14 protein-coding genes, 1 tRNA gene and 2 pseudogenes are annotated in these 12,175 nt (G+C 48.0%); 10 read left to right on the top strand and 7 right to left on the bottom strand.

What is annotated here, in order from left to right:
• Positions 1 to 355 (top strand): annotated as a pseudogene (locus tag RMO84_RS18955) (type I restriction endonuclease subunit R); the annotation flags it as partial.
• Between the two features lie 126 nt (positions 356 to 481).
• Here RMO84_RS18955 and RMO84_RS18960 read toward each other — a convergent pair.
• Together RMO84_RS18960 and RMO84_RS18965 are read right to left on the bottom strand one after the other, a co-directional pair.
• Positions 482 to 1,126: a hypothetical protein gene (locus RMO84_RS18960; RefSeq protein ID WP_310489996.1), complete on the bottom strand. Its 645-nt coding sequence runs from the start codon at positions 1,124 to 1,126 to the stop codon at positions 482 to 484.
• A 73-nt stretch (positions 1,127 to 1,199) separates the two neighbouring features.
• A complete protein-coding gene (locus RMO84_RS18965; RefSeq protein WP_310489997.1) occupies positions 1,200 to 1,934 on the bottom strand; it encodes a hypothetical protein in 735 nt (244 codons plus the stop codon).
• A 134-nt stretch (positions 1,935 to 2,068) separates the two neighbouring features.
• Here RMO84_RS18965 and RMO84_RS18970 point away from each other — a divergent pair, with 134 nt between their 5' ends.
• The 3 genes from RMO84_RS18970 (at position 2,069) to RMO84_RS18980 (ending at position 5,632) form a co-directional block, all read left to right on the top strand.
• Complete coding sequence (locus tag RMO84_RS18970; RefSeq protein WP_310489998.1) at positions 2,069 to 3,160, top strand: family 10 glycosylhydrolase; 1,092 nt, start codon at positions 2,069 to 2,071, stop codon at positions 3,158 to 3,160.
• Positions 3,161 to 3,357: 197 nt separating this feature from the next.
• A complete protein-coding gene (locus tag RMO84_RS18975) occupies positions 3,358 to 5,286 on the top strand; it encodes a prolyl oligopeptidase family serine peptidase (RefSeq protein WP_310489999.1) in 1,929 nt (642 codons plus the stop codon).
• Positions 5,287 to 5,401: 115 nt separating this feature from the next.
• Positions 5,402 to 5,632: a hypothetical protein gene (locus RMO84_RS18980; RefSeq protein ID WP_310490000.1), complete on the top strand. Its 231-nt coding sequence runs from the start codon at positions 5,402 to 5,404 to the stop codon at positions 5,630 to 5,632.
• Between the two features lie 97 nt (positions 5,633 to 5,729).
• Here the strand turns inward: RMO84_RS18980 and RMO84_RS18985 are convergent, their stop codons facing one another.
• Positions 5,730 to 6,578 (bottom strand): glycerophosphodiester phosphodiesterase, encoded by an 849-nt coding sequence (locus RMO84_RS18985; protein ID WP_310490001.1) that lies wholly within the window; start codon positions 6,576 to 6,578, stop codon positions 5,730 to 5,732.
• Positions 6,579 to 6,703: 125 nt separating this feature from the next.
• Here RMO84_RS18985 and RMO84_RS18990 point away from each other — a divergent pair.
• From RMO84_RS18990 to RMO84_RS19015, 6 genes are all read left to right on the top strand, one after another.
• Positions 6,704 to 6,775: transfer RNA gene (locus RMO84_RS18990), tRNA-Gly, on the top strand.
• Between the two features lie 21 nt (positions 6,776 to 6,796).
• The gene (locus RMO84_RS18995) at positions 6,797 to 7,219 is read left to right on the top strand and encodes a hypothetical protein (protein ID WP_310490002.1); all 423 of its coding nucleotides are present in this window, start codon (positions 6,797 to 6,799) and stop codon (positions 7,217 to 7,219) included.
• Positions 7,220 to 7,575: 356 nt separating this feature from the next.
• Positions 7,576 to 7,938 carry a photosynthetic/respiratory NAD(P)H-quinone oxidoreductase subunit C gene (ndhC, locus tag RMO84_RS19000; protein WP_309736338.1) on the top strand — a complete coding sequence of 121 codons (363 nt, stop codon included), beginning with the start codon at positions 7,576 to 7,578 and terminating at the stop codon, positions 7,936 to 7,938.
• Positions 7,935 to 8,660: an NADH-quinone oxidoreductase subunit NuoB gene (gene nuoB, locus RMO84_RS19005; protein ID WP_310490007.1), complete on the top strand. Its 726-nt coding sequence runs from the start codon at positions 7,935 to 7,937 to the stop codon at positions 8,658 to 8,660. The genes ndhC and nuoB overlap by 4 nt, the downstream gene beginning before the upstream one ends.
• Entirely contained in the window at positions 8,653 to 9,189 is a 537-nt protein-coding gene (locus tag RMO84_RS19010; RefSeq protein ID WP_396135898.1) for an NAD(P)H-quinone oxidoreductase subunit J, read from the top strand. Before nuoB ends, RMO84_RS19010 begins: the two co-directional genes overlap by 8 nt.
• Positions 9,190 to 9,381: 192 nt before the next feature.
• A complete protein-coding gene (locus RMO84_RS19015) occupies positions 9,382 to 9,747 on the top strand; it encodes a hypothetical protein (protein WP_310490003.1) in 366 nt (121 codons plus the stop codon).
• A gap of 34 nt (positions 9,748 to 9,781) precedes the next feature.
• On the opposite strand, the pseudogene RMO84_RS19020 reads toward RMO84_RS19015, so the two are convergent.
• From RMO84_RS19020 to RMO84_RS19035, 4 genes and pseudogenes are all read right to left on the bottom strand, one after another.
• Positions 9,782 to 10,045 (bottom strand): annotated as a pseudogene (locus RMO84_RS19020) (Txe/YoeB family addiction module toxin).
• Complete coding sequence (locus tag RMO84_RS19025) at positions 10,042 to 10,278, bottom strand: type II toxin-antitoxin system Phd/YefM family antitoxin (protein WP_310490004.1); 237 nt, start codon at positions 10,276 to 10,278, stop codon at positions 10,042 to 10,044. The pseudogene RMO84_RS19020 and the gene RMO84_RS19025 overlap by 4 nt, the downstream one beginning before the upstream one ends.
• 123 nt (positions 10,279 to 10,401) lie before the next feature.
• The gene (locus RMO84_RS19030) at positions 10,402 to 11,301 is read right to left on the bottom strand and encodes a substrate-binding domain-containing protein (RefSeq protein WP_310490005.1); all 900 of its coding nucleotides are present in this window, start codon (positions 11,299 to 11,301) and stop codon (positions 10,402 to 10,404) included.
• A 7-nt stretch (positions 11,302 to 11,308) separates the two neighbouring features.
• Complete coding sequence (locus RMO84_RS19035; protein WP_310490006.1) at positions 11,309 to 12,034, bottom strand: hypothetical protein; 726 nt, start codon at positions 12,032 to 12,034, stop codon at positions 11,309 to 11,311.
• Between the last annotated feature and the right edge of the window lie 141 nt (positions 12,035 to 12,175).

Raw genomic sequence — 12,175 nt, forward strand, 5'->3', positions numbered from 1 at the left:
ACAAGGTGCCACCGCAGTCGGCACAGGCCAACCCGATCGAGATGTACCCCTCTCCCAGCTCGTCAACTCTCTCAACGAACGTTTTAGCACCGATTTCACGATCGCCGACCAGCTCTTTTTCGAGCAGATCCACGAAACGGCGATCGCCACCGATGCGCTCAAACAAGCAGCTCGAATCAACACTAAAGAGAACTTTGCCCCCGTCCTTGCCAAACATCTGGAAAACCTGTTTATCGATCGCCTGGATGGCAACGAGAAGATATTTATGCAATACATGAATGACGAAGAATTTAAACAAATCGTCTTTGAAAAACTCCTGTCAAGTATTTATGACAATATCGATCGAGAAAATTAACGAGCTGGTAAGTGTTTCGGTTGATTGTTTGAGGGAATTAGACCTCGATCTGAAATTGAATCGCGCACAGCCTCATTGGTATTACGTTCGATCCGATCGTGGTGTCGTGTCCCGCCGATTTTAATCTTACACCGACCAGGCGGATGATTGCGGTTGGGCGAGGCTGACATAGCCAGATGAATCGGTGCGGACTGCTTGTCCGGTGAGGGTGCCATTTTCCCAAAAGAACACATCACTACCCAGCACGCGATCGCGGTCTTCGTCAGCCATCATCTGGGTCGCCAAATCGTGCATTTGGGCGAGTTTGGGAAATTCATCCACTCTGCCGGGACAGACTAGCAGCCAACCCCGCTTAGGAATAATTGCCATCAGACTCGGCGCAGATAAAGTATTACTAGCCGCTAACATCGCTGTGGGACTCACCAATTGCTCGCAGGAGAGGTCGTCCATTGGCGTTGGGGTGGGTGCTGTTTGACCGGGGACGATCGCGCGGAGTAGATAAGGCTTTTTAAAAATTAAGCCGCGCTTTTCAACTGTATCCCAACTGACCGCTTGCGATTCTTGCTGGGCAGTCGCTGCGGCGATCGCCTGCTGGGCGACATCTCGATCGAGATTCTGACTCGAAACAAACTTAAAGTTGCCATTTTTTACCCCAGCTGCAATTGCTAGCCACGGCACTTGCATCGCTCTCCGATTGCCAACGATCGGTCTACATAAATAGCGATCGGCATCTGTCCAATCAGGCGGCATGAGAACGAAAAAATAAGTCATCGATCGTGAATTTTAAATGACTTTCAAATTGTAGCTTAATTGTATAAAGCCACTACTAGCACGATCGATCTCTTTAATAATTTTCATTGAAAGTAGCATCTATATACCAAACGCCATCTTTACTCTTTTTGCGGCGGCCACTCAGGCACCATTCAGTTTCAAACATCATATTGCCTTTAAATTGCTCGAAATAGTCTTGGTTCGGATCGTAGGCTGGATGTTTGTATGTATAAATGTGCAACACTTCATGGGCGATCGTTCCCGCCCAATAATCAGAGTTCTTGGTACCCATTTTATCGCGAACGATATATATAGTCAGATCTTTGTCGATTTTCCTACTTTTACCAAAATAGGTAAAAGCGTCAGCAGTACTATCTTCGATGACACCAGTCTCGATAAATAATTGTTGCCTTCTCGTTTGTGTCGATCGTTCATCTTTGACCATTCTGAGTCGCGCACCCGTCACCATTCTTTGAGCTGCTTTAACAGGTGTCTCGTCTTGATAATACCCATCATTAGCATTTTTGGCGATGCATTCGAGTACCGATTTAGACTGCATTCGTTCCTGAATTTTTAGTAATGCTTCCCACAAAAGTTGTCGTTGTTCTTTGGAGAAGTTAGCCGAGATTCTGGGGATGGGAAAATTTGACCAGCGCGTATTTTCGCGATCCTCTTTGACGTATTTAAAGTGGGCACCATATTTAATTTCGGAGGATACCTGGGGCGCGATCGCCAAGCTCAGAACTTGGATTGACATCAGGATCGTTAGCATCTGCTGTGCTGTTTTCATCATTTGTGATGTTGCCACTATTCAAAATTAAGATCGATCGGTTCGGAGTCTTTAATTATAATCTTTGGTATTAAAAAGTACACATGTGCAGGGGGCGCGGGGGGCGGGGAGAGTGCGGTAAGATGGGAGGCAATACAATGCCGATGTGCTAATTGAGCCGATCGAGTGCTTTGGAAACTAGCAATCCCTTACCGCCACCAATATTTCAGCAGGCTGTGTGGCTGACGAATGTCGATAGTCAGGTGATGCATTCGCGCGCCAATCTCGATCGCGGCTTGCGACAGTTAGCAGCATTGGGATTTAATACGATTTATCCAGTGGTGTGGCAGCGCGGATATACGCTTTATCCGAGTCCAGTGGCGGCAAAATTGACGGGAGCGGTGGTATTACCCGATAGTCCCTTCGTCGGGCGAGACATGCTAGCAGAAATTATCGAACTGGCAGCACCGCTAAAGATTCGCGTGATTCCCTGGTGGGAATATGGGTTGATGGTGCCGCCAAAATCGCCGCTAGCGCGCCTGCATCCCGAGTTACTGACGATCGATCGGCGTGGCAGTTTGCAGCGGATTCAAGGAGCGAGTGGGCAGCCAGATCCGCAGGTATGGTTGAATCCCTGTGACGATCGCGTGCGGGAGTTTGTAGTAGAAACGATCGGCGATCTAGTCGCGCGATACCCCGTGGCGGGAGTTCAATTAGACGACCATTTTGCCTTGCCGGTAGAGTTGGGTTACGACAAGCTAACGCAACAACTATTCGCAGCCCAGCCGCACGCTAATTGGGATGAGTGGCGTAGAGAACAGTTGACGGGATTACTCGCTGAAATCGCAAGTCGGGTGAGAGCAATTCGGCACGATTGTTTGGTGTCAATTTCGCCCAATCCCTTGGGTTTTGCCAAAAGTCGGTATCTAGTCGATTGGCAACGTTGGTGCGATCTGGGGTTGGTAGATGAGTTAGTATTGCAAGTTTATCGCGATCGCTTAGATGCCTTCGCGGGCGAAATTAGCAAGCCGGAAGTGAGGGCAATTAAAACTAAAATCCCGACCTTAATTGGCATTTTAACCGGACTGAGAACTAAACCGATTTCCACTGAGTCCATCGCCGCGCAAATCGATCTGACGATCGCTAGCGAGTTTGGTGGCTTTGCTTGTTTCTTCTATGAAACATTGTTTCACGAGCAACTATCGCCGCAATTAGTGAGTAGAGATCCCCAACAATTAATGGCGATCTTGAGAGCAAAAAGTTGACTGTCGATCGCTAATTTAAGCTATTCAATCGATACTAGTAATCCCGTCCTACCAAGCCCTGTAGCGATCGCCACTAAATTTTGCTGGAGCTGGCAACAAGATGTCAAGATCGGGTACGAGGCTTAGGCACGATCGGTTAGAATCCTTAGTAAACGCAATTCTCAATTCCCAATTAAACCTTACACCGATCGTCACTCATGCAACTAGCTCCCTTTGGTTCCTGGAAATCACCGATTACTGCCGATTCGATCGTCGCTGATAGTATCGGGCTAAGTTCCATTGTTTTGGATGGGACAGATATTTATTGGTTGGAATCTCGACCCCAAGAAGCCGGACGCAGTGTCATCGTCAGACGGACAGCCGATGGGCAGATGAGCGACATCACGCCCCCAGCGTATAATGTGCGCAATCGCGTGCATGAGTACGGCGGCGCGGCCTATACGGTTGCCGATGGTCGCGTGTATTTTAGTAACATTAGCGATAACTGCTTGTACGTGCAGGATTTGCGATCGGCACAGCCCGATGCGGTGCAGCAGCTCACCCACGATAAAACTAAAAGATATGCAGATTTGACGATCGATCCGCACCGTCAGCGGCTGATTTGCGTCCAGGAGGAGCATGACTCGACGGAGCTAGAAGCATTGAATACGATCGTCAGTATCGACCTCAAAGCACCTCATGAGGCGATCGTGCTGGTGGGGGGTTGTGATTTTTATGCCGCACCGCGTTTGAATGCCGACGGCAGCAAACTCGCCTGGTTGAGCTGGAATCACCCGAACTTGCCCTGGGATGGCACCAATCTGCAAGTAGCGACAGTCAATGATGGTTATCTATCCGCACCAGCACTAGTTGCTGGCGGCGCGCGCGAAACCATCTTTCAGCCCCAATGGGCTAGCGACGATACCTTATATTTTGTCAGCGACCGCACGGGTTGGGGCAACCTTTATCGCTGGCGCGATGATAAAGTCACGATTGTTTACGAACTGGCTGCTGAATTTAGTCTGCCCCAATGGAATTTTGGGATGTCTACTTACGCCCTCGTCGGCAAGCAGCGGATTGTCTGTACCTATAGTCAAAATGGGATCTGGCATCTGGCTCTGATTAATACTGCCAGCGGACATCTGACCCCGCTAAATGTGCCCCATACCGATATTGGCAGCATTCGGGCGACGGGCAATCTCGTCGTCTACTGTGGTGCTTCAGCGACCCAAACTGGCGACATTGTGACGATCGATCTCCTCTCCGAAGCCCGCACCATCCTCAAGCACTCCAACCAACTAAAGATCGATCCCGGCTATCTTTCGATTCCCGAATCGATCGAGTTTCCCACCGCCGACGGTCAGACTGCTTATGCATTCTACTATCCACCCACCAACCGCGATTACCAGCCCTTGCTAGGCGAGAAACCGCCCCTGCTAGTCAAAAGTCACGGTGGCCCCACCGCAGCAGCTTCCGATCGACTCAACCTCAAAACTCAATACTGGACGAGTCGCGGTTTTGCCGTGGTGGATGTCAATTATGGCGGCAGTACCGGCTACGGTAAAGCTTATCAACACCGGCTCGATGGAAAATGGGGGATCGTGGATGTGGATGACTGTACCAATGCCGCCCTCCATCTAGTGCTACAAGGTTTAGCCGATCCCGATCGATTGGCTATTTCCGGCGGTAGTGCTGGGGGGTATACCACCCTGGCTGCGTTAACTTTTGGCAATACTTTCAAAGCCGGAGCCAGCTACTATGGAGTCAGCGATCTGGCTGCCCTAGCCACAGAGACTCACAAATTTGAATCTCGCTATCTCGATCGCTTGGTCGCACCTTACCCCGCAAGTGCTAATATCTATCAAGATCGATCGCCCTTGTATTTTACCCAGCGATTATCCTGCCCGATCGTCTTTTTCCAAGGATTGGAAGATAAAGTCGTCCCGCCCAATCAAGCTGAAATGATGGTAGACGCCCTCAAAGCCAAACAGATTCCCGTTGCCTATGTCACCTTCCCCACCGAGCAGCATGGCTTCCGGCAATCGGACAATATCAAACGCGCGCTGACTGGCGAGTTTTATTTTTACGCCCAAATATTTGGGTTTCAACCAGCAGACTCGATCGAACCAATTGAGATTATGAGCTAGCCGATTGGCGATCGCTGCTTGAGTTCGTTCAACAGAGTTTCCGCTTCGCGGAGGCTACGCCAACGGACGAACTCCGATAGTTTAGACCCATATCCTCACTCCTCAACCTGAAATTGTGGTTCAATTTACCCAACTAACCCTGCTGCCGATCTCCGCTCCGCTGGGGGTACCATCGCGTCGCAAAAAGCATCACACTCGCCAATCACATTCACAGCCATCGCGCCAGAAGAAACCTAAAGTAGAACTACACTATTTGGCTTTTGATGATGATTATTTTTGGGAATTAATCCGTAAGGATTATGCTTCTGCCTGGAAATATGTCAATCGCATGACCAAAATTATGTAATTGTATCTACACTTAGAACCGCTTTAAATAGTAACAGGAGTCAAACACATGCATCGATCTTACTATTTATGCTTATCTATCTGGATCTCAAGCACCCTCATCTTGCCGGCAATCGCCGGACTTTTGGCTGATTCAGCGACTTAGACCGATCGAGCCTGGCGACTATTGCTAAGGCTAATTCGGGTCGATCGGTAATTACTGCCGCAATATATTTACTTTTGAGCAGTTTCACTAGTCGCCGTTCTTCATTCACAGTCCAGACAAATACTTCTATATTCATTAACTTCATCCGCCACAAAAAACCAAATCTGAGCAACCGAAAATGTGGTGCGACAAAATCAGCTCCGGTTTTGATAATTCGGTATTCTGGAAAAAATTGGGTTAAGATACTCAACAATGGAAATTTGCCAGTAACTTTGCCCAGTAATAAACCTACTTTAATTTGCGGGTCGAGATCTTTGATTTTTCGCACCGAAGCATCATTAAAAGATTTGATGACAAAGTTGTCGTAGCTAAGATACTGGGTAGCTAGGGCAATGACTCGCTCTTCATAGCCTTCTTCTTTGATCTCGATATCGAGCGCGATCCGCCGCTGCAATGGTGCTGGTACAAAATCGCGACATAACTTAAGCAGATCCTCAAATAACGGAATTTCAAAGCCCTTGCTCTGAGCCATCGATTGCAGTTGTGGGTAATCTAGATCGCTAACCTCCATGCCATCGATCGTGCGATCGTGATAAATAATTACATAACCATCCCTAGAGAGCCGCAGATCGAATTCAATCTGCGGGATACCGCTGTGGGTATTACATTCACCCAAGATCGACATCGCCGCACTAAAAGCTTCGATCGTGTTTTCAGACTTAACCTGTGCGGTGTTACCGCGATGAGCGACGATGCTGATGTGTCGTGGCTGCGACAACGAGATTCGATGCAGTCTATTCATAAAGATCGACCAATTTCGGGCTAATGCGAACGTTTATCTCAAACCGACTTAACTCGATCGTAAACGAAGATCCCTGAAATGTCTGTGGTCTATCGATCGTCTTGTATGATAAGATCGTGCTAGCTGCGGGTGTAATTCAGTGGTAGAATGTCACCTTCCCAAGGTGAACGTCGTGGGTTCGAGTCCCATCGCCCGCTTTTTTGTTATGGTGTTGTACGATGGCTCAAATCACGATCGATATCCCCGACGACCTCGCCCAACGCCTAGCTCCATTTCAAAGCCAGTTTTCCGACCTCTTTACTCGCCCGATTGCCACCACACTACTAGGGCAACCCACCCTAGATCCGACCCCTACACATAATTCGATTCTCTTGCACAGAGGCTCCGTCAACAATACATCTGGCACCTACCAAGAGATTTTAGACTTTCTAATCGATCGACCCACATCAGCGCAGATTATTAACTTCAAAGTATCCGCAGCATCTCAATCGCGTCTCCAAACCCTCCTCCAGAAGAACCGCGAAATCGCCCTCACCGCCGCCAAAACCGCAGAAATCGACCTTTACCAACAACTCGACACTCTCATCGGCTTCCTCAAAATCAGAGCCTATGCCGCACTTCATGCTACGCTCCAAAACTAGCCCTGATGACCACCGATCTTTCTGCAACACTCCGCCAGTTAGTCAGTCAGCGAGCAGCAAGGGCTTGTGAATACTGTCGATCGACAAGCTCGGAAAGATCGCCACATCCTCGATCGAATGTTACTGGACGGGATCGGTTAGAGCCGATCGGATCGAAATGTAGGTCGATCCTATCCCCCAGCGCATTATCTTGATAAAATAGAAGACAGATTGAGTCTTGCCGATCGACAGCACCTCATCAAGCCGCGTTATAGATTGTCTCTGTCCTAGTGAGGATAGATGTTTGTGACAGCGCGTGGATGTGTGCCCGATTGCCGTGAGATCGATCGTTATCCCTTCATGAATATGAATAATCTGTGTTTGTCCTCAACGGTTATGAATATCTACTCGGCTTCATATTGACATGTAGCCTGGTGCCGATTCTGGCATTATCAGCATCGAAACTACTGCGTCCGGCTAGTGGCGGTGCGGAACGACGCACGACTTATGAATCGGGGATGGAACCGATCGGTGGAGCGTGGATTCAGTTCAATATCCGTTACTATATGTTTGCCCTGGTCTTTGTCGTCTTTGACGTAGAGACAGTATTCTTATACCCCTGGGCGGTCGCATTTAGTCAGTTGGGCTTACTGGCTTTTATTGAAGCTCTAATTTTTATCGCAATACTTGTAATTGCCCTAGTTTATGCTTGGCGCAAAGGAGCCTTAGAATGGTCATGAATCCTCTCGATCGATCCCCTAATTTAGAGCGAATTTCTAGTCCGATCGAGCGTCCGCAAGTGACGACCGATTTGTCGGAAAATGTGATTTTGACAACAGTAGATGACTTATATAACTGGTCGCGGCTGTCTAGCTTGTGGCCGCTGTTATTTGGGACTGCTTGCTGTTTTATCGAAATGGCCGCCATGATCGGCTCTCGCTTTGATTTCGACAGATTTGGACTGGTACCGCGTGCGAGTACGCGGCAGGCCGATTTATTGATTACGGCAGGGACAATCACCATGAAAATGGCTCCCGCACTAGTCCGCCTCTACGAACAAATGCCCGAACCCAAGTATGTAATTGCGATGGGTGCCTGTACGATTACTGGGGGGATGTTTAGTGCGGATTCGCCGACTGCCGTGCGCGGTGTCGATAAACTCATTCCTGTTGATATCTATCTCCCCGGCTGTCCGCCACGTCCCGAGGCATTGATGGATGCGCTGGTGAAGCTGCGCAAGAAAATTGCCAATGAGTCGATGCAAGAGCGAGGTTTATTAAATCAAACTCACCGTTATTACAGTACGACGCATAACATGAAAGTCGTGTCGCCAATTTTGACTGGCGCGTATCTCCAGACAGGTACTCACGACCATCCCCCTGCGGAAATTGCCGCAGCAATGGGCATGCCAGTCACGCCAGCACTAGCCACCGCTCAAAAACAGGAGGTCGAACGTGGCTGAGGAAGAAACCCCAACAGCTGAAATTACTCCAGCACCGGCTCCACTCGCACCTGCTGGTAAAGTCTCCCAGTGGTTGACCCAAAACGGCTTTGTAGACCATACCGCATTAGCTGTTGACGCTCAAGGAGTGGAAGTACTCCGCGTCGAGGCACAGTTTTTATTACCTGTAGCAACGGCCCTATATGCTTATGGGTTCAACTATCTACAGTGTCAGGGCGGCTATGATGCGGGGCCTGGTGACGATTTGGTGAGTTTTTATCACTTAACAAAGGTGAGTGATAATGCCGTGCAGCCTGAAGAGGTGAGAATCAAGGTATTCTTATCTCGCGAAAATCCCGTGGTGCCTTCGGTATATTGGATCTGGCGGACGGTTGATTGGCAAGAACGGGAAACTTTTGATATGTATGGGATCGTCTATGAAGGTCATCCCAATCTCAAGCGGATATTGATGCCGGAAGATTGGGTCGGCTATCCCCTCAGGAAGGATTATGTTTCGCCTGATTTTTACGAGCTGCAAGACGCTCATTAAGTTAATTTTCCTCGCTATAAAGCGGGGATTTTTTTGCTTTAGCTATATATAATAATTGGTGATACAGCAGTTGCCAAGCTTGTGAGGATACAACCCCGACTTCTCGAAGAAGTCGGGGTTGTGGCAGTAATGGTCGAATTGCCCTAATAGCCTTGGCGGTTACTATACATGCACGGATTATAACTTTTAAGCATGTCATTAACCATGAATCCCATCCCACACGACCTTAAATGTGCGCTTTACTGGTTTATCAATTTTACTTCAAAAGGACTACTCGACAATCCTGCATGGGAGTTAGACTCTATTGCGGAATTTGATTCTGGACAACTTAACTGGGACAAATATCTCACAACTATCAATGACCCTACCATCATTACGACCGCATTCACAATCTGGATGAACAACATTCAGATGGATGATGATGGTATTGTACAAAACGAACAATACGCCGCATTTCGTGCGTTTCAATATTTGCGACAACACTTTGACCATCGATTCACGAATGATGATATCCAACCATCATTGACAAGAGAAGAACTCGATGAACATCAATGGTAATTGTTAATTAGATTCTATTCTAATTAACGAAGAACTACTCATAATGTGTCCACATTCGTAAGATTTTCACTATACCTTCAGACTCAATTACCTCATACACTAGACGATGCTGGATATTGATTCGCCTCGAATAGGCACCATCCAAACCACCTACTAATTTCTCATAAGGTGGTGGATTTTGAAATGGATTCATTTGAATGATATCGAGTAAAGCTTGTGCTTTATCTCATAAATTACTAGAAGCCAGTTTCCGAGCATCTTTCTGTGCCTGTTTCGTGAAAACTAGATCCCAAATCACCACTCCAACTCCCGATCGCATTCCGCTATTGGTGTTGCAAGTCCCGCCCTAATTGATTCGCGCATTCCTGGGATTGAGAGTAAATATAATGTTTCTTGTACAGATGTCCAATCTGATTCGGACAATAGCACGGCATTACTACCTTCTCCAGTAATAACGATCGGTTGATGTGACTGGCTCACTTCATCGATTAAACTTTGCAATTGCTGTTGAGCTTGATGGATTGGAATCATATGTTTGTGAGATCGCCGATGCTACCATTCTAATGTCGGTGGTCGTGGAAGAGTTGAGATTTGCTAGATTCAAATCGATCGACAATGCTATCTATAATCCCGATTAGGATCGATCTAAACAATTTACTTGTTTTGAGATTGTTGGGAAATTAATTCTTTCCCCTCCCTGGAAGTAGTAAATCCTAAAAATGCTTTGACGGCATCATTGGGTGGATGTTTGTAAACGTATGCTAAAGTCCGCCTATAGGGGTAGCCAGACAGTTCCGGTGTCGCGCCATCGATCGCCATCACGCGGACGGTAGACTGATTGGCAACTTGGGCGTAAGTGGCATAGCCAATACCGTCGTTACCGAGGGCTTGAAGTAAGGGTGTCGTCGCATCCCGCTCTAACACCTTGAAATTGCCGCCAGAGCCAAAGTTTTTTTCCTGTAGCCCCAGATCCTGAAAAGATTGGTGAGTACCACTATCGATCGGGCGGAGAATTGGTCGAATCGGCAGAGATTTGCCACCAACTTCCGACCAGTTCTTAATTTCACCTGTAAAGATTTTGGCGACTTGCGCGGATGTTAAACCACTAGTAAAAGCATTGTTTTTACCCACGACGATCGCGATTTTGTCTTTAATAATTGGCACCGCTACTAAGCCGCGATCTTTGTCAGCCGCAGTGAGTTCGCGAGAAACCCCAGTAATATCGATCGTGCCAGCGGCGACATCTGCTAAACCTCGATTAGAACTTGAGGCTAAAGTTAGAGCTTGAACCCCAGGAAATTTTTGCTCGAAACCAGTTTTTAGAGCCTTATTAAATTGCACCATGCTAGTGGCACCGCCAATTTTGACGATAGTTCCGGTTGGCACCGTAGATGGCACATCGAAGGCTACTTGAGTTGTTGAGGTTCGATCGCCTGTAGTCACGATCGGAGCAGGTGCAGTATTTAACTTGTTATAAACAGCATATCCTAAACCAGCCAGAGCCAGCGATCCGGCGATGTAGACGATGGGCGGCAGTCCTTTTTTGGAAGTCATAAAATTGTTAATTCAGGGGTAACTCAGAACTATTATCTTGTAATTTAGCTAGTCGCTCGTTGACTTTATTCTGGAGTTCGCGATCGCTTTGTTCGTTCGTGAGTTCCGATCGATTTTGGGATATGTCGGCGAGAATTTTTTGCTGCATTTCATATTCGGTGGCTTGCATTTGGGCATTTTCTAGAGTGGATTTGGCGGAGCCATTAGTTAAGCCATCATTGACGCACGCAAGTTCTCGTAGGGCGACATTGACACGCGAGAGATCTCTAGTGTTCTGAATTTCAGTACGATACCGCTCTACTTCCAACTGTTCTTGAGTTAACCGATTTTGCGAACTAATCAGTAATGCTTCAGCTCGATCGACTTGGGTCTGCAACTGTGCTAATAATTGTTCTTGCTGAATGACTTGTGCCAGCGTCAGCCGCGCCTCCCGCTCGCGCCCTGCTTTGGCAGCTACCGCCGCCGCTCGTTCCAAGTCGGCGATTGCTTGGGCTTTGCTGTCGTATTGCAGTTGAAGCTTTGTGTAGGAACTGGCTTGCTGCTCCACGGCAGCAGAGAGATTAGCGACAGATTGCGTCATCCGATCGAGAGCGCGCTCGGCAACAGCCAAGATCTCTTCTTGGCTGGGCGGAGGAATAACGACTTCTTTACCCCACAGCCAGTCCCAGACTGCGATCGTGGCTTTCCCCGCTCGATCGCCCAGCAACCAGTTCACAAAGTTTTGGCCTTTCATCTGTGTGGGTTAAGATCTGAAGTAATTTAGCCCGATTATAGCGCAGCGACAAACGAGAACGACTTTTTGACCTGTAGGGGTGCTCCTTTTGGGTATCCTCAGATCTAAGTAGCTGGACATAAAATCGCCCTCACCCCGCCC

The organism is Chamaesiphon sp. VAR_69_metabat_338 (genome assembly GCF_031423935.1).
GTDB lineage: Bacteria > Cyanobacteriota > Cyanobacteriia > Cyanobacteriales > Chamaesiphonaceae > Chamaesiphon.

Bases quoted from the DNA above. Each gene is read 5' to 3' on its own strand.
- RMO84_RS18960 (WP_310489996.1), bottom strand. From the start codon at position 1,126: ATGACTTATTTTTTCGTTCTCATGCCGCCTGATTGGACAGATGCCGAT.
- RMO84_RS18975 (WP_310489999.1), top strand. From the start codon at position 3,358: ATGCAACTAGCTCCCTTTGGTTCCTGGAAATCACCGATTACTGCCGAT.
- RMO84_RS19035 (WP_310490006.1), bottom strand. From the start codon at position 12,034: ATGAAAGGCCAAAACTTTGTGAACTGGTTGCTGGGCGATCGAGCGGGG.
- RMO84_RS18985 (WP_310490001.1), bottom strand. From the start codon at position 6,578: ATGAATAGACTGCATCGAATCTCGTTGTCGCAGCCACGACACATCAGC.
- RMO84_RS19015 (WP_310490003.1), top strand. From the start codon at position 9,382: ATGTCATTAACCATGAATCCCATCCCACACGACCTTAAATGTGCGCTT.
- RMO84_RS18995 (WP_310490002.1), top strand. From the start codon at position 6,797: ATGGCTCAAATCACGATCGATATCCCCGACGACCTCGCCCAACGCCTA.
- nuoB (WP_310490007.1), top strand. From the start codon at position 7,935: ATGAATCCTCTCGATCGATCCCCTAATTTAGAGCGAATTTCTAGTCCG.
- RMO84_RS19030 (WP_310490005.1), bottom strand. From the start codon at position 11,301: ATGACTTCCAAAAAAGGACTGCCGCCCATCGTCTACATCGCCGGATCG.
- RMO84_RS19025 (WP_310490004.1), bottom strand. From the start codon at position 10,278: ATGATTCCAATCCATCAAGCTCAACAGCAATTGCAAAGTTTAATCGAT.